General features: G+C 67.9%; 15 protein-coding genes and 1 pseudogene. 9 read left to right on the plus strand and 7 right to left on the minus strand.

Translation table 11 applies throughout. The annotated features are described in order from the left end of the window. Nucleotides 1–10 precede the first annotated feature (10 nt). The 6 genes and pseudogenes from scpB to AC23D6_RS11430 form a co-directional block, all read left to right on the plus strand. A pseudogene (gene scpB, locus AC23D6_RS11405) lies at nucleotides 11–772 on the plus strand (SMC-Scp complex subunit ScpB); the annotation flags it as partial. 32 nt (nucleotides 773–804) lie between these two features. Beyond that, entirely contained in the window at nucleotides 805–2,445 is a 1,641-nt protein-coding gene (locus AC23D6_RS11410) for a pseudouridine synthase (protein ID WP_487749385.1), read from the plus strand. Between the two features lie 149 nt (nucleotides 2,446–2,594). Further along, complete coding sequence (locus AC23D6_RS11415; protein WP_487749386.1) at nucleotides 2,595–3,725, plus strand: NAD(P)/FAD-dependent oxidoreductase; 1,131 nt, start codon at nucleotides 2,595–2,597, stop codon at nucleotides 3,723–3,725. Between the two features lie 68 nt (nucleotides 3,726–3,793). Then, nucleotides 3,794–4,573, plus strand: coding sequence for a ferredoxin--NADP reductase (locus AC23D6_RS11420; protein ID WP_487749387.1), 780 nt, complete (start codon nucleotides 3,794–3,796; stop codon nucleotides 4,571–4,573). Between the two features lie 96 nt (nucleotides 4,574–4,669). Then, on the plus strand, nucleotides 4,670–5,206 hold the full coding sequence (locus tag AC23D6_RS11425; RefSeq protein ID WP_487749388.1) for a TlpA disulfide reductase family protein: 537 nt from the start codon (nucleotides 4,670–4,672) through the stop codon (nucleotides 5,204–5,206). Continuing rightward, nucleotides 5,203–5,985 carry an alpha/beta hydrolase gene (locus tag AC23D6_RS11430; protein ID WP_487749389.1) on the plus strand — a complete coding sequence of 261 codons (783 nt, stop codon included), beginning with the start codon at nucleotides 5,203–5,205 and terminating at the stop codon, nucleotides 5,983–5,985. Before AC23D6_RS11425 ends, AC23D6_RS11430 begins: the two co-directional genes overlap by 4 nt. Here AC23D6_RS11430 and AC23D6_RS11435 read toward each other — a convergent pair. After that, nucleotides 5,970–6,374, minus strand: a complete 405-nt coding sequence (locus AC23D6_RS11435) for a hypothetical protein (RefSeq protein ID WP_487749390.1) — start codon at nucleotides 6,372–6,374, stop codon at nucleotides 5,970–5,972. The two genes, AC23D6_RS11430 and AC23D6_RS11435, sit on opposite strands and share 16 nt — an antisense overlap. After that, complete coding sequence (locus AC23D6_RS11440; RefSeq protein WP_487749391.1) at nucleotides 6,371–6,853, minus strand: glutathione peroxidase; 483 nt, start codon at nucleotides 6,851–6,853, stop codon at nucleotides 6,371–6,373. Before AC23D6_RS11440 ends, AC23D6_RS11435 begins: the two co-directional genes overlap by 4 nt. Before the next feature lie 127 nt (nucleotides 6,854–6,980). Between AC23D6_RS11440 and AC23D6_RS11445 the strand changes: the two genes are divergently transcribed. Beyond that, nucleotides 6,981–7,580: a hypothetical protein gene (locus AC23D6_RS11445; protein WP_487749392.1), complete on the plus strand. Its 600-nt coding sequence runs from the start codon at nucleotides 6,981–6,983 to the stop codon at nucleotides 7,578–7,580. A gap of 94 nt (nucleotides 7,581–7,674) precedes the next feature. Here the strand turns inward: AC23D6_RS11445 and AC23D6_RS11450 are convergent, their stop codons facing one another. Beyond that, entirely contained in the window at nucleotides 7,675–9,708 is a 2,034-nt protein-coding gene (locus AC23D6_RS11450) for an amidohydrolase family protein (protein WP_487749393.1), read from the minus strand. A 143-nt stretch (nucleotides 9,709–9,851) separates the two neighbouring features. Between AC23D6_RS11450 and AC23D6_RS11455 the strand changes: the two genes are divergently transcribed. Beyond that, nucleotides 9,852–12,038 (plus strand): M3 family metallopeptidase, encoded by a 2,187-nt coding sequence (locus AC23D6_RS11455; protein ID WP_487749394.1) that lies wholly within the window; start codon nucleotides 9,852–9,854, stop codon nucleotides 12,036–12,038. Nucleotides 12,039–12,225: 187 nt separating this feature from the next. On the opposite strand, the gene AC23D6_RS11460 is transcribed toward AC23D6_RS11455, so the two are convergent. Beyond that, nucleotides 12,226–13,110, minus strand: a complete 885-nt coding sequence (locus AC23D6_RS11460) for a DnaJ C-terminal domain-containing protein (RefSeq protein ID WP_487749395.1) — start codon at nucleotides 13,108–13,110, stop codon at nucleotides 12,226–12,228. 139 nt (nucleotides 13,111–13,249) lie between these two features. After that, nucleotides 13,250–13,693, minus strand: coding sequence for an Hsp20/alpha crystallin family protein (locus tag AC23D6_RS11465; protein ID WP_487749396.1), 444 nt, complete (start codon nucleotides 13,691–13,693; stop codon nucleotides 13,250–13,252). A gap of 150 nt (nucleotides 13,694–13,843) precedes the next feature. Here AC23D6_RS11465 and AC23D6_RS11470 point away from each other — a divergent pair, with 150 nt between their 5' ends. Continuing rightward, nucleotides 13,844–14,323 (plus strand): redoxin family protein, encoded by a 480-nt coding sequence (locus AC23D6_RS11470; RefSeq protein ID WP_487749397.1) that lies wholly within the window; start codon nucleotides 13,844–13,846, stop codon nucleotides 14,321–14,323. Nucleotides 14,324–14,359: 36 nt separating this feature from the next. On the opposite strand, the gene pbpC is transcribed toward AC23D6_RS11470, so the two are convergent. Both pbpC and AC23D6_RS11480 read right to left on the minus strand, forming a co-directional pair. Next, nucleotides 14,360–16,735, minus strand: coding sequence for a penicillin-binding protein 1C (pbpC, locus tag AC23D6_RS11475; RefSeq protein WP_487752623.1), 2,376 nt, complete (start codon nucleotides 16,733–16,735; stop codon nucleotides 14,360–14,362). Nucleotides 16,736–16,777: 42 nt separating this feature from the next. Then, nucleotides 16,778–21,721 carry an alpha-2-macroglobulin family protein gene (locus AC23D6_RS11480; RefSeq protein ID WP_487749398.1) on the minus strand — a complete coding sequence of 1,648 codons (4,944 nt, stop codon included), beginning with the start codon at nucleotides 21,719–21,721 and terminating at the stop codon, nucleotides 16,778–16,780. Between the last annotated feature and the right edge of the window lie 45 nt (nucleotides 21,722–21,766).

A 21,766-nucleotide genomic window follows, 5' to 3' on the forward strand; every position in this document is an offset into this window, starting at 1 on the left:
ACAGGACCGCATGGATCAATCGCTCATCAACCGCATCGTGGAAGCCGCGCTGATGGCGGCCACCCAGCCGCTGACGCTGGCGCAGCTGCATGGCCTGTTTCCCGAAGAGGAACCTGCACCCGAAGGCAGCGTCGAAGCCGCCCTGCAGCAGCTTACCGAGGCTTGCGCCGACCGTGGCGTCGAACTGGTCGAAGTGGCGTCGGGCTATCGCTACCAGGTCAAGGCCGACGTGCATGGCTGGGTCGCCCGCCTCTGGACCGAGCGCAAGACCAAGTACACCCGCGCCACGCTGGAGACGCTGGCCCTGATCGCCTACCGCCAGCCGATCACGCGCGGCGAGATCGAACAGGTCCGCGGCGTGGCGGTGAGCAGCAACATCATCCAGGCGCTGGAAGAGCGCGAATGGATCCGCGTGGTCGGCCATCGCGATGTGCCGGGCAAACCGGCGCTGTTCGGCACGACCAAGGGTTTCCTGGATTATTTCGGGCTCAAGCGCCTGGACGAACTGCCGCCGCTGTCCGAACTGCGCGACATCGGCGAACTGGAACCGCAGCTGCCGCTGGACGGCGCCCCGTTGCCGGTCAGCATCGCCAGCGGCGACGCGCCGGCGGACGAGCAAGACGACGCCGACCACGGCGGCGATGAGACTGCCGCGTCGAACGACGACGGCGACAACGAAGACCATCAAGACACCGCATCGGACGACACCGGCGAAGACGCCGGTGAGCCCGATGACTCCCACCCCCAAGATGACGACGCCGCTGCTTCCGACGAGGAAGGCCGGGCACCGTCGGAGCAGAAGCAATGAGCAACACCCCGAAGAAGACCACGCTGGGCAAACTGTCCCTGAAGCGTGAGAGCGCACCGGTCGAAGCGTCCCGCCTGGAAGAACGCCTGCACAAGGTGCTCGCCCAAGCCGGCCTGGGCTCGCGCCGCGCGCTGGAACAGCGCATCGCCGACGGCCTGGTCAAGGTCAATGGCGAAACCGCGCAGACCGGCCTGTCGGTCAAGGCCGGCGACAAGATCGAACTGGACGGCAAGACCTTCGTCGCCAGCGCGCTCACCGAACCGGCCCGCGTGCTGATCTACAACAAGCCGGAAGGCGAAGTGACCACCCGCGAAGATCCCGAGGGTCGTCCGACGATCTTCGAAGCCCTGCCTGCGCTGAAGGGCGCGCGCTGGATCGCGATCGGCCGCCTGGACATCAACACCACCGGCCTGCTGCTCCTCACCACCGATGGCGAACTCGCCAACGCGATGATGCACCCGTCGTACGAAGTCGAGCGCGAGTACGTGGTCCGCGTGCGTGCGCCCGAGGGCCAGGAAAGCGTGCCGGACAATATCGTCGACCGCCTGCGCCGCGGCGTGGCGCTGGACGACGGCCCGGCCAAGTTCGACGAGATCGAACGCATCGGCGGTACCGACTCGCACGACTGGTTCCGCGTGGTCGTCAAGGAAGGCCGCAACCGCGAAGTGCGCCGCCTGTGGGAATCGCAGGGCTGCCAGGTGAGCCGCCTGAAGCGCGTGCGTTACGGCAAGGTCAGCTTGCCGCAGCCGCTGCTGCGCGGCCAGTCGCAGGAACTGCCGGACGCGCAGGTCGAAGCGCTGCGCAAGGACCTGGGCCTGGAAGACGGCGCGCCCGCCGCGTTGACGCTGCAACCGGTCATCGGCCAGCGCAAGGCCTCCAAGTCCACCGTACATCTCGGGGGCGGCCGCAGCGGCAGCGCCTACGTCAACGGCCACAACACGGCCGATGAAGGCCGCGAGTTGCGCCGCTTCGACCATGTACGCGAAGACCGCGGCCGTGGCCGCGGCAAGAAGCCGCACGGGGGCCTGACCGTCAGCGGCGAACAAGCCGCCCGTCAGTCGCAGAAGCCGTTCAAACAGCGCACGCCGAAGGGCCCCAAGCCCCTGCCGGATGGCAATCCCGCGGCGTTCCGCAGCTGGTACGTGCCGGACGGCGTGGACACCGGCCCTGCCGGTCACCGCAACGCCGGTCCCGGCGGCGCGAAGAAGCCCTACGGCGGCAAGCCCGGCGGTCGTCCTGGCGCTGGCGGCAAGCCCGGTGGCAAGCGCGGTCCCGGCGCAGGTGCGGGTGCGGGTGCCGGCTTCGGTGGCGATCGCTTCGGCAACGACCGCGGCGGTGGCTTCGCCGCCGAGCGCGGCCCGCGTGGAGCACAGGGTGCCGGCAAGCCGCAGCGTGCGGCGCGCCCATACGGCCATCCCGGCAATGCGCCGAGTTTCCCGTCCGACCACGCAAACCCCGGATTCAATCCCTACGGCCAGCAGCCTCGTGGTCCGCGTCCGCAGGGGCGTCCTGGCGGCGGCAATCGGCCGCAGCATGCAGGTCCGCGTCCGGGTGGTCGTCCCGCCGGTGGTCGCGGCCCGGGTGGACGACCCGGCGGCGGCGGCCAGCGCGGTCCGCGCGGTGGCGGCCACGGTTGAGCGAGCTGCTGAGTGGAACGAGGGCGCCCTGCGGGGCGCCTTCCTTTTTTTGAGGCACACGGAGTTTCCGAAGCTTCACCGTCGCTTCATGGCGACTACGCAGACGCGACGCATCTTGGACGCTCCCGAGATACTGGGCAGCCGCGCGCGTGCAGGAAACGGATTACGACGTCATCGTGGTGGGGGCCGGCTTCGCCGGCATCGCATGCGCCCATGCCCTCGCGCAACACGGCGCGCGCGTTTGCGTGATTGATCGCAAGCGCGATCTGGGCGAACGCCTCCATACGACCGGCATCCTGGTGGATGAGGCGCTGCTTCATCCCTGCCTGGCCGGGTTGCCCGCGCGGCTCGTGCGTGCCGTGCCGCACGCACGGCTGTATGCGCCCAATCTCCGGAGCCTGCTGCTCGCCGCGCCCGGCTACCGCTTCCACACCACGGACACGCCCGCCCTGATGCGCTGGCTGGGCGAAGGGCTCGTGGATCGCGGCATCGCCTTGCGCTTGGGCGCGCCGTTCCGTGATGCGGTGCGGATCGGAGCTCACTGGCGGCTGCCCGGGATCGGGCGCGCACGCTGGCTCGTGGGCGCCGACGGTGCGACATCGCGCGTGGCGACGCGCCTTGGGCTGGGTCGCGTGGATCAATGGTTGTACGGCGTCGAATACGAATTCGATGGTGCGGCGCTCCGCGAGCCCAGTGCCCTGCACTGCTTCATCAGCAAGCGCTACGCGCCAGGCTATATCGGCTGGGTGGCCCAGACGCCGACCGGCGTGCAAGCGGGACTGGCGCGCCGGCATCTGCCCGGCTCGACCGTCGTGCCGGACATCGAGGGCTTCCTTCGCCATACCGCCGTGATGACGGGACTGCCCGGATCGCGGCGTCCGAGCAGCGTCCGCGCCGGCCTGATTCCCTGCGGCGGACCCGTCCATCCGCGGCAGCGGAGAGGCGTGCTGCTCGCTGGCGATGCGGCAGGCATGGTATCGCCGGTCACCGCCGGCGGCATCCATGCCGGCCTGCGCCATGGGAGCGCGGTTGGCGAGGCCATCGCGCACCGCCTGCACTCCTGCGTCGATGACGATATGCCCGTCGCGACGGACGCCGTAGCGGCTTTCAGAACCAAACGCGCGCTGCGCTGGGCCTTCGATCGGCTGCAGTTCGACGCGCCATTCGATCTGGCGCTGAGGACGCCCTTCATGCGCAGGGTCGCCGAGCAGCTGTACTTCCACCAGCGCGGCCATGTGGTTCCCGAGCCGGACGCGGGCACTCCCGCGCGGCACGATTGAGTTCGATCAAGGCCGGCGTGGCGACGTCGGCTACAATAGGCCGTTGATTCGATAGCCAAGACCCCCTCATGTCCTCCGCGTTCGGCACCGAGACGGTGCTCGATGTCCGTCACTGGACGGACGCCTACTTCAGCTTCACCACCACCCGCGACGACGGCTTCCGCTTCGAGAACGGCCAGTTCGTGATGATCGGCCTGGAAGTGGACGGCAAGCCGCTGCTGCGCGCCTATTCCATCGCCAGCGCCAATTGGGAAGAGCAGCTGGAGTTCTTCAGCATCAAGGTGGCCAACGGTCCGCTGACCTCGCGCCTGCAGCACATCAAGCCCGGCGATTCCGTGCTGATCGGCCGCAAGCCCACCGGCACCTTGCTGATCAGCGACCTGCACCCCGGCCGCAACCTGTACCTGCTGGGTACCGGCACGGGCCTGGCGCCCTGGCTCTCGGTGATCAAGGACCCGGAGACCTACGAGCGCTTCGACAAGGTGATCCTGACCCACGGCGTGCGAAGCGTGGAAGACCTCGCCTACCGCGACTACTTCGAGAAGGAACTGCCGCAGCACGAGTTCCTCGGCGAGACGATCCGCGAGAAGCTGCTGTACTACCCCGCGGTCACCCGCGAGGATTTCCCAAACCGCGGCCGGCTGACCGACCTGATGGCCAGCGGCGAGATGATGAAGACGCTCGGCATCGAGGCACTGGATGCCGAGCACGACCGCGCCATGATCTGCGGCAGCCCGCAGATGCTGGCCGACTTCCGCGCGCTGCTCGACGGCCGCGGCTTCACGGCGGCGCCGCGCATCGGCACGGCCGGGCAGTACGTGTTCGAACGCGCGTTCGTGGAGAAGTAACCCCCCGGCCCCACCTGTCCCGCCTCGTTTGGGGGCCCGCACAAGTCTTCGACGGGGTGCTACGCTCGCCCGCAACGTCCTGGGGAGGACTAGCGAATGATGCGTAGCCTGTGGCTGGCGGTCCTGCTGGCCGTCACAACGTATGCCCATGCCGCCGAACCGGTGAAGCAGCCCGGGATAGGGGAAACGCCGCCGCCCATCGGCTTGAAGGATCGCGAGGGCAACCCCGTCGATCTGGCGGCCCTGCAGGGCAAAGTGGTCGTGGTGACGTTCTGGGCCTCGTGGTGCGGGCCGTGCCGGCGCGAACTGCCCATGCTCGCCAGGGTCCAGGACATCGTCGGCCGCGAACACCTGGAAGTCATTGCGGTGAACTTCAAGGAACCGCGCCGTGATTTCAATGCCGTGATCCGCGCCAACAAGGACCTCAAGGTCACCTACGTGCACGACGAACGCGGTGTGGTCAGTGATCGCTACGGTGTGACCGCCCTGCCCAACATGTTCATCATCGGCCAGGACGGTGTGATCGCGCAGACGCATCGCGGGTACTCGGAAGACGTCCTGGAATCCTTCACCGAAGAACTGCTGCAGCTGCTGCCGGAAGAAGCGCTTCAGCGGAAGGTCTCCGCCCCGTGAGCATCGCCCGGCGAATCCTGCGGATCGGCGGCCTGTTCTTGCTGGCGGCAGGGTTGGCTGCCTGCCTCCCCGGCGGCGGCAATGCACGCGCGCCCATACCGCAGGCGCTCGTGCCCGCCGACGGACCGGCGACGCGTCTTGTGGTGGTCCTGCCGGGTCGCGGCGACGACATCGCCGCCCTGCGCGCCAGCGGTATTGCGCCCGCGATACAGGCGGCATGGACCGACGCGGACGTTCTGCTGACCGGTCTGGGATTCGCCTATTACATGCAGGGACGCGCGCCCCAACGATTGCACGAGGAAGTGATCGCGCCGGCACGCCAGCGGGGTTACCGACAGGTGTGGCTGCTCGGCGCCTCCATGGGCGGCATGGGCACGCTGATGTACGACCGCGCCTATCCCGGGGACGCAGATGGCCTGGTGTTGCTGGCGCCCTACCTGGGCAAGCGGCCGCTCATCGATGAACTACGTGAGGCCGGACTGGAGCGGTGGCGGGCGGGCCCCGTTCCCGCCCAGGTGGACGCGGACAACTATCAGCGCGAACTCTGGCGCCACCTGCAATCGTGGCAGCACGACCCGGCCCGCACCAGGACCGTCTGGCTCGGCTACGGCGCGCAGGACCGGCTGGCCGGTGCCATGCCGCCGCTTGCCGGCCTGCTGCCGCAGGACCACGTGGTCGTGGTGGACGGCGGCCACGCGTGGAAAGTGTGGTCGCCACTCACGCGGCGGCTGCTCGCGGAGGCAGCACCGTCGCGGTTGGAAGGTCAACGCTCGCCGTAGCGCAGCCACAGCGCGGCCGCCGTTTCGTCGGCGAACACGCGGGCATTGAAACCGTGCTCGTTGGCCAGCAGGCCGGCGAATTCCACCTGCGCAAGCTGTTCGGCATGCCGTTCGACATAGGCGATGCGGACCGCCTCCATGCCCTGCCCCTGCATGGCCTGCACGAACTCCAGCAACTGCCCCGGCGGCGGCGGCTCGCCTTCCATGTCGTCCACCACCAGCAGGCCCTTGGGCGGCAGGCGGCGCACTTCTTCGGCGATCGTGCGCCAATACGCCAGCGTGGTGTCCAGCGTGCCGTTGACGCCCGTCACCCAGGCGCGCAGGCCGTAGTCGGTGGTCGCGAATTCGATGTGGAACAGCGGCGTACCGCTGGCGGGCACGTCGCTCACGCGAGCGCGGCGCGGATGTCCCCCGCGAGTGATTCCGGCGTGTCGGTGGGCGCATAACGCTTGAGCACCTTGCCGTCCCGCCCGATCAGGAACTTGCTGAAGTTCCACTTGATGGCGCCGATGCCCAGCAGCCCGCTCTTCTCCTGCTTCAACCACGTCCACAGCGGATGCGCGGCATCGCCGTTGACGTCGATCTTGGCGAACATCGGGAAGGTCACGTCGTAGTTCAGCGAGCAGAAATTGCGGATCTCCGCCTCGTCGCCGGGCTCCTGGTGGCCGAACTGGTCGCACGGGAAGCCGAGCACCACCAGCCCCTGCGGGCCGAATTCGCGCCACAGCGCCTCAAGCCCGGTGTACTGGGGCGTGAAACCGCACTTGGACGCCACGTTGACGATCAACAGCGCCTTGCCCTGGTATTCCGAGAGCGACCGCTCCCGGCCGTCGATGTCCTGGGCGGAAAAGTCGTAGGCAGTGGTCATGCGTGCTCTCCGGGAAAGGCGCTATGAGACACCGCCCGCGCGCGCAGGGCAAGGCGACGCCCCGACCGCTGTCCATGCCTCCGATGATCGGCTAACGTGGCCCCGCACCGGATCCAGAACGCTGCCCATGCCAGAAGCCGCCGATCCCGCCAGCCACGCCAACCTCTACATCCATGTCCGCATCCTGTTGGGCATGATCGTCGGCCTGGGCCTCACCCATCTGCTGCGCCACGTGGCGCGACTGGTGGAACGACCGAATGCCCACCGCGTCTACAGCATCCACCTCGTCTGGGCGGGCTTCATGTTCGTCTACCTGCTGCATTTCTGGTGGTGGGAATTCAGCCTGTCCCACCAGGCGCACTGGAACTTCAGCCTGTACCTCTACGTCACGCTGTACGCGCTGCTGCTGTACCTGCTGTGCGCCCTGGTCTTCCCGGAATCGCTGCCGGAAGGCGGTGGCTACCGCGAGTACTACTACGGACGACGCAAGTGGTTTTTCGGACTGCTCGCCCTGATGTTCGTCGTCGATGCAGGCGACACCCTCATCAAGGGCGATGCCTACGCGCAACAGCTGGGCGTGGAGTACTGGGTGCGCAATGCCGGCTACATCGCCGGCAGCCTGGCCGCCATCGTGTCCCGCAGCCCGCGCTTCCACGGCACGTTCGCGGTGATGGCACTGCTGTACGAGTTGTCGTGGATCTGGCGGCGTTACGAGATCCTGACGTAGCCCTGCCCTCCCGCAGGAACGACGTCAGTCGCGACCGCAGACCAGGAATTCCAGGTGTACGGTCGCCACTGACGTCGCTCCTACAACCGATGCGTCAGCGAGCGGATTGCACGCTCAGGGCAGGCGCAAACGGCTTGATGCCCAACGCTTCGTGGATTTCGGCGGGGTAGTACGCCTGCCCGCCCTTGATCACCAGCGCGAGCTTGCGTACGTCGGCGATGTCCGTGGTCGGATCTCCGTCCACCAGCACCAGATCGGCGCGCTTGCCTGGCGTGATCGAGCCGGCATCCTCCAGCGTGCGGGTGTACTTGGCGCCGTTCCAGGTAGCCACCTGCAGGACCTGCGATGGCGTCAGCCCCGCCTGCACGTACAGTTCCAGCTCGCGCTGCAGGGTGAAGCCGGGAAGTTCATCGGTACCGGCCACGATCGGCACGCCGGCCCGGTACATGCGGCCGGTGAACTCCACCAGTTTGTCGAAGCTGCGCTTGTAACGTGCGCCCGTCTCGTCGTCCTTGATGTCCATTTCGGCTGCGCGCCGGCTGCGCTGCACGTCCGGCGGCAGATGGTCGGCCACGTCGGCGACGATCGGCGACAACTGGCCCTCGCGCTGATGGATGAACTCGAACGTCGCCAGCGTGGGATCGATGACGATCTGCTTCTGTGCAAGCTCTGCAATGAAGTCCTGCACCGGCTTGCTGTCGAAGTCCAGGCCATCGGTCTTGTCCGCGACCAGGTAGAAGCGTGCCAACGTGCGGGTATCGGTCTCGGGAGTGACGAAGAAGTTCAGCATCACCTGGTTGATGTGCTGGATCTCGTCATAGCCCTGCTCCACCACGTCCTGCGCGCGCAGGAACGCGGGCACATGCCCGCTGACCCGCAGGCCGCGCTGGTGCGCGTACGCGGTGGTGTCGCGCAGGATCTCCTTCGGGAAGGAGTTGTAGATCTTGATCTGCGGGTAGCCGTGGTCGGCATACCAGTCGATGGCCTGCTTCGCGCCAGCCAGGTCCTTCACCACGAAGCCGCCCTGCGACGAATGCGGACTCTGGCCTTCGATGTACCCGGCCGGGATCACCCTCGGATGCATCAGCGTACCCGCTTTTTCTTCGGCCATCAGTTGCTGCAACGTCGCGTTGTCGTTGCCCATGTCGCGCGTGCTGGTGACGCCCGCCGCCAGGTGCAGGCCGCCCTCCCAACTGCCCGCATGCACGTGCATGTCGTACAGGCCAGGCAGCAGCACGCGGTTACCGGCGTCCACGACCTGCTGCGCCTGTACCTTGGCCTGCCCGGCGGGCGATACCGACACGATCCGGCCCTCCCGGACGACCACGTCCGACGCCGGCCCGAGCACGGCCTTCTCGCTGTCGAACACACGCGCATTGCGGATCAGCGTGGTGCCCGGCAGCGGGTGCGCCAGACGCTGCTGCATCGCCAGCAGCGCCTCGCGCTCGGCGATCTTCTGCCGCGCTTCCAGCGTGTTGGCCGATGCCTGCCAACCATCCTCGATCAGCTGCAGAAAGCCCGGATAGATGAAGGCGAACAGGCGCGGTTCGGCATCGCGGGTCACCCAGACGAAGCTGGGCGTGAAGCCGATACCGGTCAGCGCCAGCAGGTCCACCGTACGCGACTGGCTACCGCTGCGGATATCCATCGAAGCGAGCTTGCGCTGCGTCAGCGTGCCGCTCGGCACCAGCGGCAGCTTCCCGTCCGGGCGCTTGGCCAGCGCCGCCAGCGCGACGGAGGTCGAAGCGGGTGTACCGCCCAGCGGCGTGTAAAGCGCGGTACCGACGAAGGCATGCGTTCCGGTGTCCGACGTGCTCTTCCAGCGGCCGCGATCGCCTTCGCGGATGAACGTCTCGTCCACCGGCGCGCCGAACGTGGATACGCCCTTCACCTGGTAGCGCTGGTACGTCCCGTCCGCAGCGAGGGTGTACTCCTCCTTCAACTCCGGCCCGCGCCCGTTGTCCTTGAAGATGAAATCCACGCGCGTCACGCCGTCATCGCCGAGGGTGACCGTCTGTTCGCCCGCCTGCTTGCCGCCATCCACCAGTGCGACGTACTTCAGGGTCTCGGCGGCCATGGCCGAGGGCGCCAGCAACAGCGCGCAGCAGAATGCAAGGACAGGCTTCACAGGACTCTCCGTCAGGGGGCGCTCGGGGGATTCTGCCGCAGATTGACGGGCTTTCCGGAGGCGTGCCCATGCCTTTCGTCATGGGTCCGGCCTGGACCCCTGGGTTACCCTTGGCTATCTACCTCGTCAGGACGTCGTGCTTCATGACCACCCGCCTCGCCATCGCGCTTGCCGCGACCCTTGGACTCGCCATGCCCGCCTACAGCCAGGCCGCCACGCCGGCCACCCAGGCCACCCAGGCCGCCAACCCCTTCTTCGCGGAAAGCCCGCTGCCGCTGCATTACCCGCAGTTCGACAAGATCAAGGACAGCGACTTCGCCCCCGCCTTCGATGCCGGCATGGCCGAGCAACTGAAGGAAATGGATGCGATCGCCAACAACCCGGCTGCGCCCACCTTCGAAAACACCATCATCGCGATGGAGAAGAGCGGTCAGGTGCTGGATCGCGCCACCACCGTATTCTTCAACCTGGTCGGCACCGATACCAATGACGCGCGCAACAAGCTGCGTGCCGACTACTCGGCCAAATTCGCCGCCCACGGCGATGCCATCAGCCTCAACCCGAAGCTGTTCGCCCGCATCAAGGCGCTGTTCGACAAGCGCAACGACCTGGGCCTGGACGCGGAAAGCGTGCGCCTGATCGAGCGCTACCACACCAGCTTCGTGCGCTCGGGCGCCAACCTCAACGACGCCGACAAGGCGACGCTGAAGACGATGAACGGCGAACTGGCCTCGCTGGCCACCACCTTCAGCGACAACGTGCTGAAGGAAGTGAACGCCTCGGCCGTGGTCGTGGACGACGTGAAGCAGCTCGATGGCCTGACCGAAGGCCAGATCGCCACCGCCGCCGAAGCCGCCAAGAAGCGCGGCCTGGAAGGCAAGTACGTGCTGACCCTGCTCAACACCACCGGGCAGCCTCCCGAGTCGCAGCTGACCAATCGTGCGCTGCGCCAGCGCCTGCACGAGGCCTCGGTCGCGCGCGGCAGCCGCGGCGGCGAGTTCGACACTACCGCGCTGGTCTCCCGCATCATGAAGCTGCGCGCAGACCGCGCGAAGCTGCTGGGCTATCCGAACCACGCCGCCTACGGCCTGGAGGACCAGACCGCGCGCACGCCCGAAGCGGTCAACGCGATGCTGGGCAAGCTGGCGCCGGCCGCCGTGGCCAATGCCAAGCGCGAAGCCGCCGACCTGCAGGCGATGATCGACCAGGAACAGAAGGCCAAGGGCGAGCCCACGTTCGCGCTGGCGCCGTGGGACTGGGCGTTCTACACCGAGAAGGTCCGCGCCGCGAAGTACAACTTCGACGAGTCGCAGCTCAAGCCGTACTTCGAGATGAAGAACGTGCTGGAGAACGGCGTGTTCTTCGCCGCCACCCAGCTGTACGGCCTGACCTTCAAGGAGCGCACCGACCTGCCGAAGTACCACGCCGATACCTGGACCTATGACGTGTTCAACGCCGACGGTTCCCAGCTGGCGATCTTCATCTTCGACCCGTACGCGCGCGATTCCAAACGCGGTGGCGCGTGGATGAACTCCTACGTGTCGCAGTCGGGCCTGACCGGCGACAAGCCGGTGGTCGCCAACCACCTGAACGTGCCGAAGCCGCCCGCCGGCGAACCCACGCTGATGACGTGGGACGAAGTGACCACCACGTTCCACGAGTTCGGCCACGCCCTGCACGGGATGTTCTCGGACGTGAAGTACCCGTACTTCAGCGGCACCAGCGTGCCGCGCGACTTCGTCGAGTACCCGTCGCAGGTCAACGAAATGTGGGCCGATTGGCCGTCGATCCTCGCCAACTACGCCAAGCACTACAAGACCGGCGAGGCGATGCCGCAGGCGCTGCTGGACAAGGTGATCGCCGCGTCCAAGTTCAACCAGGGCTTCGCCACCACCGAATACCTCGGCGCCGCGATGCTGGACCAGCGCTGGCACCAGATCACCGCCGACCAGGTGCCCGACGCCGCCGGCGTGATGAAGTTCGAAGCCGCCGCGCTGACCGCCGACGGCATCAACTACGCACCGGTGCCGCCGCGCTACAAGACGCCCTACTTCAGCCACATCATGGGCGGCTACTCGGCCGGCTACTACGCCTACATCTGGTCCGAAGTGCTGGACGCGAACAGCGTGGAATGGTTCAAGAGCCACGGCGGCCTGAAGCGCGAGAACGGCGACCACTTCCGCAAGACGCTCCTGTCGCAGGGCGGCAGCCAGGATGCGATGAAGCTGTTCCGCGACTTCGCCGGCCACGATCCGAAGATCGAGCCGCTGCTGGAGAAGCGCGGCCTGACGGCGCCGGCGGCTGCGCCGGCCGCCAAGCAGGTGAAGTAAGCGACTTCCTCGTCGCCGGCCACGCCACCTTCGGGTGGCGTGGTTTTTTTATGGGCGCTGCACGGACGAGGTTGTCCACACCGGGTGTGGATGAGTGCTGCACGAATCTGTGGATAACCGGCGCGCGCCCTTGCGTACCGGCCATGTCAAGCGGGCTGGCGGTTTTTTCGCCAACCCTCTCCGTTCATCACTGCCCGAAGGCCTGGGCCAACTGGGCGTACGCCTTGCGTTGTTCGTCGGTCTCCGCGCGCGGCGTGGTGACTTCCAATTCGACGATCTGGTCGCCCGGCGGCGACCCCGGCAGGCCACGCCCACGCAGACGCAGCTTGCGGCCCGTATCGGAATCCGGCGGGATCTTCAGTTCCACCGCGCCGCCCAGGGTGGGCACGCTGAGCGAGGCGCCCAGTGCCGCCTGCCACGGCGTCACCGACAGCACGTGGATGATATTGCGGCCGTCCACCTCGAACTGCGGATGCGGCGCGTACTCGACTTCCAGCAGCAGGTTGCCGCCCTGGCTGCCCTGCCCGGCCAAGCGGATCACTTGGCCCGGCTTCACACCCGTCGGCACCCGCACGTCCAACTGGCGGCCGTTGACGTTGACGCGCACGCTGCCGCCGTCGTGGACGGCCTGCAGTGGCACCGCGAGCTTGGCGCGCGAGTCGCGAGGCCCCTGTGGCCCTCGCGGCCCCGGCTGCTCCGCCCGTCCGCGACGGCCGAACAGGCCTTCGAAAAAGTCGCTGAAGCCACCACCGCCACCGCCCGCGCCACCGAAGATCTCCTCGAAATCGAAGTCCTGCGCGCCGGGTCCACCGCGCCCGAAATCCGGCGGCGGACGGAACTCTTCGCCCGGACGGTAGCCGCGCGCGCGCAACTGGTCGTAAGCCGCGCGTTTCTGCGGGTCGCGCAACGCCTCGTAGGCCTCGTTGACGGCCTTGAACTGCTCTTCCGCCCCCGGCTCCTTGCTGACGTCCGGGTGATATTTGCGGGCCAGGCGGCGGTAGGCCGTCTTGATCTCGGCATCGCCGGCCGAGGGCTCGACGCCCAGCACCGCGTAATAGTCCTTGAACTGCATGGGATCTCCGCAGGATCACGCGGATGCCCGTCCCATGCAGGACAGGCATCCGGAAAAGAATCGGCCCGCGACGCGGGCGCCACGGGCCGATTCTATCGCTCCGCCCGCAAGCCCGCCGTGCAGGCGACGGGCCGGGGACTCACTGCACCTGGATGCGGCGCGGCGTGGTCTCGGGCTTCTTCGGGATGTCGATCTGCAGCACGCCATGCTTGCCGGTGGCGGTGATGCCGTCCGGGTTGGCGCTGTCGGGCAGCGAGAACCGGCGATAGAACGTGCCGGATACGCGCTCGACGCGTGAGAACCGCGTCCCTTCCTCTTTCTTCTCCGCGGCGCGTTCGCCACGCAGACTGAGAATGCCCTTGTCCATGTGGATTTCGATGTCCTTGGGGTCCACGCCGGGAATGTCGGCCAGGATGACGAACCGGTCGGCGTCCTCGCGGATGTCCACGCGCGGGGCCCACTGGCTGGTCACCACGTTGGACTGGTCGGCGTCGGCTTCGCCCAGGAAGCGGTCGAAGACCTGCTTGATCTCGTCCTGCAGGCCACGCGCGTTGCCCCAGGGGTTGTACTGCACGATGCTCATGTCGATGTCTCCTCGGGAAAGTGGCGCCGGCATCCCGGCCGCCCATGTCCCGGAAAGTAGGCACGCGGCTCCCGGTTTCAAGACCGTCACGGAGGTGCCTCCGGTGCGCGCTACACTGCATTCAGTTTTCATCCATACAAAGGCAGTCCCATGAGCATCCAGGTTGGCGAGCGCATTCCCGAAGTGACCCTCAAGCGCATCCGCGAGGGCGTGGAGACGGTGGATACCGTCACCCTGTTCGATGGCCGCAAGGCGGTGCTGTTCGCCGTGCCCGGCGCGTTCACCCCGACCTGTTCGGAGAAGCACCTGCCCAGCTACGTGCAGCACTTCGAGGAGTTCCGCAAGCGCGGCATCGAAGTGTTCTGCGTCTCCGTGAACGACCCCTTCGTCATGCAGGCCTGGGGCAAGACCCAGCACGTGCCGGACGGCCTGCAGATGCTCGCCGACGGCAACGCCGACCTCGCCAAGGCGCTGGGCCTGGAGATGGACGCCAGCGCCTACGGCATGGGCATCCGCGCCAAGCGTTTCTCGCTGTACGCCGAAGACGGCGTGGTGAAGCACGTCTTCGTCGAAGCGCCCGGCGAATACAAGGTGTCCGGCGCGGAGCACATGCTGGAACAGCTGGGCTGAGCTTCCGCCCCGCCGCGCTGGCGATGCGTCCGAGGGCTAGCGCAGCACGTTGAACCGGACGCGCGTCCACGCCCCGCTGTCAGCGAGCGCGGTGAGCTGATGCTCGCCGGGCTCGTCGAAATCGCGCTGGAACGCCTGCAAACCGCGCGTCTCGGCGATCCATCGGCCGTCCAGCAGCCACTGGATGCGGGCGTCGGTGCCAAGGCCGCGCAACTGCAACCGCACGCCGTGCGGACTGCCCGGCGCACGCGCCAGCATGGCGCGGTCGTTGAGGCCTTCGATGCGCAGCTCCTCGATGGCCTCGCGACCGTCGGGCTGGCAATCCGGCGATAGCGCCGGCAGTCGCGACGCGGCGCGGGTCTGCGCCGGCAGCCACGGCGAGGCCAACGCCGGCCACCGCGCGATGTCGGCGCTGCGCGCCTCGTGCGGACGCGTGCACTCGCCCGACAGGCGCAGGCCGCTGCGTGCATCGATCTCGAAACGCTCACGCCCTACGCTCCACAGGCGCGCGTCGCGCTCGGCGAAGGTCGGCGGCACGTTGCCACCCAAGATCCACGCGTCGCGCTTGCGCTGGCAGAGCGCTGGCGCCTCGGGCTCGGGCGGCAATCCCAGAGGCCAGCAGATTTCGGTCGCGGCGACGTCGGACGGACGCGCACGCGGCTCGGCATCGGCGCGTGCGCGCGGCAGGCTGTCGATCACTTCGAACATCAATGGCAGCGCGGTGACGGCGCCGTACTGGCCCGGCAGCGGCGTGCCATCAGGACGCCCCACCCACACACCGACAGTGTAGCGGCGCGTCCCGCCCAGCGCCCAGGCATCGCGGAAGCCATAGCTGGTGCCGGTCTTCCACGCCACGCGGGGCCGCAGCCCGGTGTCGAGCACGCCGCCGCCATACCCGGGACGGGGATGCGCCTCGAGGACTTCGCGGATGATCCACGCCGCACCCGGCGACAGCAGCCGACGGTCCGCCTGCGGATCCTGCGTGGTATAACGCACCCGCCCCGACAAGCCGTCCCGATTCAGCGCCGCGTGCGCGCCGACGAGATCCTCCAGACGCGCGCCGGTGCCGCCGAGGATCAGCGACAGGTTCGGCTTGGCCCCACGCGGATACCTCAGCACCAGGCCATTGTTCGCCAGGCGCGCGGAGAAGCGCTCCGGCCCGACGCGGTCCAGGAGGTCCACCGCCGGCACGTTGAGGGACAGGCGCAAGGCATCGGCGGCGCTGACCGGCCCGTTGAACGCGGCATCGAAGTTGCCGGGGCGGTAGCCATGGAACGCCTGCGGCGCGTCGACCAGCAGGCTTTCGGAATGGATCAGGCCATCGTCCAGCGCCAGCCCGTACAGGAACGGCTTCAGCGTCGACCCTGGCGAGCGCCACGCCTGCACCATGTCGACGTGGCCGAGCCGCTCGCGGTCGCCGAAAGCCACCGAACCCACATAGGCGCGCGCTTCCATCGTGGCGTTGTCGACCACGAGCAACGCGGCCGAGGTGCGCGGCGGCAGCGTCGAGAAGTAACTCTGCAGGCGTTCTTCCAAGGTCCGCTGGAGTCCGGCATCGAGTGTGGACGCGATCTGCGCCACGTGCGGGTGCGCGCGACGCAAGCGCTCGGCGAGCAGCGCCGCCTGCAGCGGCGGTTGCAGCGCCCGCGCGACCACCGGCTCGATGCGCGCATCCTCCACCTCCGCCGACGACCAGACATCGAGGTCCACCATCCGCTGCAGGACCTTGTCGCGCGCCACGCGCGCCGCATCGGGGTGACGATCCGGGCGCAGGCGGCTGGGCGACTGCGGCAGCACCGCGAGCAACGCGGCTTCCGCATGCGACAAGCGCGAGGCCGGTTTGCCGAGATACGCCCAGCTGGCCGCCTCCACGCCCTCGATGGTGCCGCCGAACGGCGCACGCTCCAGGTACAGCGTGAGGATCTCGCGCTTGGACAGATGCGCCTCCAGCTGCACCGCCCGCAACATCTGCTTGGCCTTGCCCCACGGCGTGCGCGAATGCCGGTCCAGCATGCGTGCGACCTGCATCGTCAGCGTCGAGCCGCCCGAGACCACGCGCCCGTGCCGGACGAACTGCCCGGCGGCTCGCGCCAGGGCCCATGGATTGACGCCGGGATGCCGCCAGAACCACCGGTCCTCGTAGTTCAGCAGCGCCTGCAGGTAGAGCGGCGATACCGTTTCGGGCGTCGCGGGATAACGCCAGACGCCGTCGCGGTCGGCGAAGGCGCGCAACGGCGTGCCGTCGCGGGCGGTGACCAGCGTGCTCGTGTCGCGGGTTTTCGGCAGTGGGGGCGGGAAAGCGAAATCGAGGCACAGGAGCGCGACGAGCGCGGCGATGGTAGCCCAGCGCAACAGGGCGAGAAACGACAAACGAGTGATGGCGAGCGCGTGGATTTCCCGCCCGCTCGCCACCTGCAGCGCTCGTTCCTCGTTGCTCTCCACTCGTTCCCAGCGCTAAGGCTGCACCACCGTAATCGTCGCCGGCGAGGCCTTGCCGACACCGCGGATATCCGGACGGTACATGTCTTCCACCAGCGACGGCGGCACCGTGTACGTGCCCGGCGTCACCGCACGCACCAGGTAGAACAGCTTCGCGGTATCGCCGCGGTCCAGCTTCAGCGCCGCTACGTAACGGTCGTCGCGGAACTCTTCGTGCTTGACGTCGGCGGCGCTGCCGCGGTCGCTGATGGCGATGCCGTCCACCACCACCTCGGTCCACTGCTTGGCGTCGCCCAGGTTGAAGTTCTCGATCTCCAGGCCGGCCGGTAGCAGATCGGTGAACAGTGCATCCGGCATCGCCACGTTCGCGGTGATGCCTACGCGCACGATCAGCGCCTCGCCTTCCCTCAGCGTGCCGCCCTTCCACTCCTGGCCATCGGTCGTGTAGTAGCGGCGTTCGATGCCGATCTGGCGGTTGTCCGGGGCGGGCGCGCTGCGTGGTATGCCGGCCACGTCCAGCGAGGCATACAACGGCGGCGAGCCCTCAGGCACGAAACGCACGCCGCGGGCGAGCGTGGCGTGGTCGACGCTGCGGCCGAACAGGCGCACCGGCGCCACCGCCTCGGCGTCGCCGCCGATGCTCCACTGACCGGACACCAGCTTCTTCTGGTCCACCATCAGCGCCTTGCCCAGGCGCGCCAACGCGACCTGCTCCTGCGTGCTCAGCCACATCCACCCGCTGTTGCGGCGCGCATCCAGTTCGCGACCCAGCGAGATCGTGCGGCGGTCGTACTCGGGCTTGGCCAGCTTGCGCTCGTGCACCAGGGCGATCATCAATGCATCGTCACGCAGCTTGGTGCCGTAATCGCCGAGGTACTCGGGGCGGTCACCGGTCTTGGCGAAGCCTTCCGCGATCGCCTTCGCGCCGCGGTTGCGGTCGCCCTGCAGCGACAGCGCGATGCCCAGGTGCACCAGCGGCAGGCCGGTCAGCGTCTTGCCGCGCTCGTTGTCGTACAGCGCGCGCAGCGTCCCCAGCGGCGCACGGTTGACCCGCGCGAGCACGTAGCCGGCATAGGCCTGGTTGGCGAACTTGAGGTGGTCGCGCCGATCGTAGCCATAGAACTGCGCGCCACCGGCCAGCAGGTCCTCGTTGAGGCGCGTCAGTGCCTTCTGCAGCACGGTCTCTGGCACGGCGAACCCGCCCTCGCGCGCGTCCAGCAGGAATTCGGCGATGTAAGGCGTCAGTCCCGGATTGACGTAATCGTCGTTGCCCCACATCGAGAAGTGGCCGTTGGCCACCTGCATCGACGCGAGCCGTCCGAAAGCACCTTCCATGCGTTCGCGCCGCTTCTTCGCCTCCAGGCCGTCGATGCCGAGCAACTTCGCCGTCGCGTCGTCGAGCTCCAGCGCCGCATACCCCTTGCTGGTCGTCTGTTCGGCGCATCCGTACGGATACTCCAACGCCCCCTTCAGCGCACTGGCGAACGGGATCGGCGGCAGCGCACTGACCGTCATGCGTGCGGTCACCGAGCCCGGCATCAGCCCGTCGGCGAAGCCAGCGCCCATTTCCACCGGCGCCAGGCTGTCCAGCACCTGGGTGCGGGAACGCAGCACCGCCGGCCAGCCCGCGCGCACGGGCACGTCGTAGCGGCGATCCACCTTGAAGCCGTTGCCCTCCACGCGGACCCGCACCTGCGCGGTGGTGTAGCCCTCGCCTGCCGTGATCGGGAAGGTCAGCGTGCGCTTGGCGTCCACGGCCAGGTCGGCGGTACGGCTGCCCTCGGCGATGTTGAGCGGGCCTTCGCCATTGACCTGCACCTTGAACGCGCCGGTCCTGCCGGTGAAGTTCTGCACGTCGAGCGTCACCGTGCTCTTGTCGCCGGGCGCGAGCACGCGCGGCAGGCTGGCTTCGGCCACGATCGGCGCGCGCACCACGGTCTCGCGATCGCGGTTGCCATAGCGCGTGTCCGAATACACCAGGGCCGACACGCGCAGCGTGCCATTGAAGTCGGGCACCCTCAACGCGATCCGCGCATTGCCCTTGCCGTCCAGCTTCACCGGTCCGGAGAACAGGTCGACCGTCTGCACCCGTGCGGTCGGACGCTTCGCCTGCGGCAACGCCGACAAGGCCATGTCGCCACCAAAGCGGATCTTCGCGCTCCCGCCCTCGAAGCTCTCGATCACGCGCCCGTAGATGTCATAGGCGTCCACACCCAGGCGCCGCTGCGCGAAGAACTGCGCGTTGGCGTCCGGCACCGGGAACCGCGTGATGTTGAGGATGCCCACGTCCACCGCGGACACGGTGACGTGTGCGGTCTGGCCAGCGAGTTCCGGCACGCTGACGCTGGCCCGCAGATCCTGCTCAGGCCGCATCTGTTTCGGTACCGACAGGCCGACCGCGACGCGACGGTCGCGACGATCCATCGGCACGTGCGCCACGCCCACGGCGCGCGCCGGGGTGATCTTGCTGGGCGCCGACCCGCCGCGGAACACGAGGGCGGTGACGTAAACGTCGTGCCGCTCCCACTCCTTCGTCACCGGGATCGAGAACGTACTGCCCGGCTTGGCTTCGATCGCCTGCACGTACAGCATGCGATCGGCTTCCACCATCAGCAGGCCCTTGCCTGCGTGGGGCGGCGTCACCGTGACCTTCAGCGTGTCGCCGGCCTTGTAGCCGGTCTTGTCCAGGGCCAGCTTGACCTTGTCGGGGCGTGCATCCAGCCCGCGATTCTGGTCGTCCCAGCTCCAGCCGGCGCGGAATGGATAGCGCGTGGTCAGGCCGGTGGCCGGGTCGAACACATCCAGCCGGTACTCGCCCCACTCCACCGGGAAGTCGATCTTCGCCGCACCCGCGCCGATATCGAGCGTGCGGGTGTCCTTGTTCTCGAAGCGGCGGGTGAAGTCGTAATCCCAGCCGCCGTCTTCGTCGTAGTTCCAGTGGTAATCGCGCAGTTCGCGCACCAGCGTGGCCTTCAACCCCTTCGCCGGCTGCGGCTTGCCGGCGGCGTCCACGCGCACCAGTTCGAACGCCGCGTTGGCGTTGGCATCGGCGCCGTCCTTGTCGTCGAACAGCGGACGCACACCCACCAGTGCGCCCGCCGGCCACATCACGCGCTTGAGCGTGCGGTTCACTGTGCGGCCGCCGGTTTCGTAGACGCTGCCGGACACGATGGCGGCGATGGTGCTGCGCGGTTTGGCCTCGGCGGGCAGTGCGATGTCCTCCTGCAGCACGCCGTTCTCCGGCAACGTAGTGTCGATAACGTCCTTGGCTTCCTTCGGCAACTCCAGCGTCGGGTCACCGAAGAAGTAGCCGGGCAATTGCTCCAACGGATGCTGCTCCACCGCCACGGCCAACTTGGCGGTGAAGCGGTTGCCGCTGGCCGGCGCGCCGTAGAGATACGCCGCCGTGGCCTTGAGCTTCAAGGGCTCGCCGGGCTTCAGCACCGCCTGACCCGCGTCGAGGTCCAGCTTCATGCGTTCGGGCAGGAACTCTTCGATGCGCAGGGCCATGCCCTGCACCGCTTCCTTGCTGGCAGGATCGGTGCGGAACTCGACCAGCCAGCGCCCGGTGGGCGCTTCGACTGGAATCGTCTGCTCGAAGCTGAAATACCCCTGCGTCCCCGGCTGCAGGCGTGTCTCGCGGAACACCTTGCCGTCCGGCTGCTTCAGTCGCAGGAAGATCGGCTGCCCCGCGCCCGACTTAGGCGCAGGCACGGGCTTGCCGTCGTTGTCGCGCAGCAGCGCCGAGATGCGCACGGTTTCGCCGGGGCGGTACAGGTCGCGACCCGACCAGGCGAACACGTCGAACCAGGCCTGCTCGCGCCCCGCGACGGCGAATTCGGACAGGTCCAGCGCCGGCTGGTTGAACGGCAGCATGGACACGTCCTTGCCGCGCGTGGCGACCAGCACGTGGCCGGCATCGAGCGTGTACTTCAGCAAGGCGTTGCCGTTGCCATCGGTCTTGCCGGCGAGCACGGCCTCGCCGCGCGCATCCAGTACCTTCAGCTCGACGCTGCCGATCGCAGCGCCGTCCTGCAGCGACGCGGTGTGCACGAACACGGTGTCCTTGTACGCACGCGTATGCAGGCCGATATCGCTGACGGTGAAAAAGGCCGTCTCGAACTCGCCCGCGAACTTGCCGGTGCGCTTCATCACGGCGAAGTACAGGCCCGGATCCTGCAGTTCGCGGATGTCCTGGATCGGCAGGTAGGTCAGCACGCGTTCGTTCGGCTTGCCGCCCAGCACGAACCGGTTGAGATAGACGGGCTCGGCAAGGTCGCCGATGGGTGTGCTGTCGCCGTAGTCGCTGTCCAGGTCCCAGCTGCCACGGCGGCCGCCGCGCTGGTACTCGGCGAAGAATTTCGGCAACTGCTTCTCGCTGACGCGCAGGAACTCCACGTCCACTTCCGGCACGTTGATCGATACCACCGGCAGGCCCCGGCTCTCGCGCGCGGGCAGCACACTGCCTTGCGAAGCGAACCCCACGGCGGGATCCAGTTCGCCGGTATGCACCTTGCGCGTATCGTCCTTGCCCAGGCGCGTGCCGTCGGCCGCCGACAAGCCAGCCTTCAGCGTGATCTCGTAATCCTTCGCCGCTTCGACTGACGGGAAGCGCAGGATCAGGCCCTTGTCGTCCAGCACCCAGCTGCCCTTCACCACGGCGCCGTTGGCGCCCTTCACCACCAGCAGATCGTCGAATGCCTGGGAACTCACCAAGGGACGACTGAACTCCAGCGCGATGGCGAGATCGCCGTCGTGCTGGTCTGGATACGCGCCGACAAGGGCGAAACCCTCGACCTTCGCCGCCTCGGCCTTGATCGGATCGCCGCTGGCCTCCGGCAATTGGCCGGTCTCGTTGCGCTTGCAGCCCGCCAGTGCCGTTGCGACCAGGCATACAATAAAAAACGCGCGCACCCAACGGCTACGCGCGTTCGTCCCGTTCCGATGTACCGATCCCATGTGCCATTCCCTGCCGTGGTCGTGTCGGCAGTATAGAACGCAGGG

The organism is Pseudoxanthomonas sp. G3 (assembly GCF_057654715.1).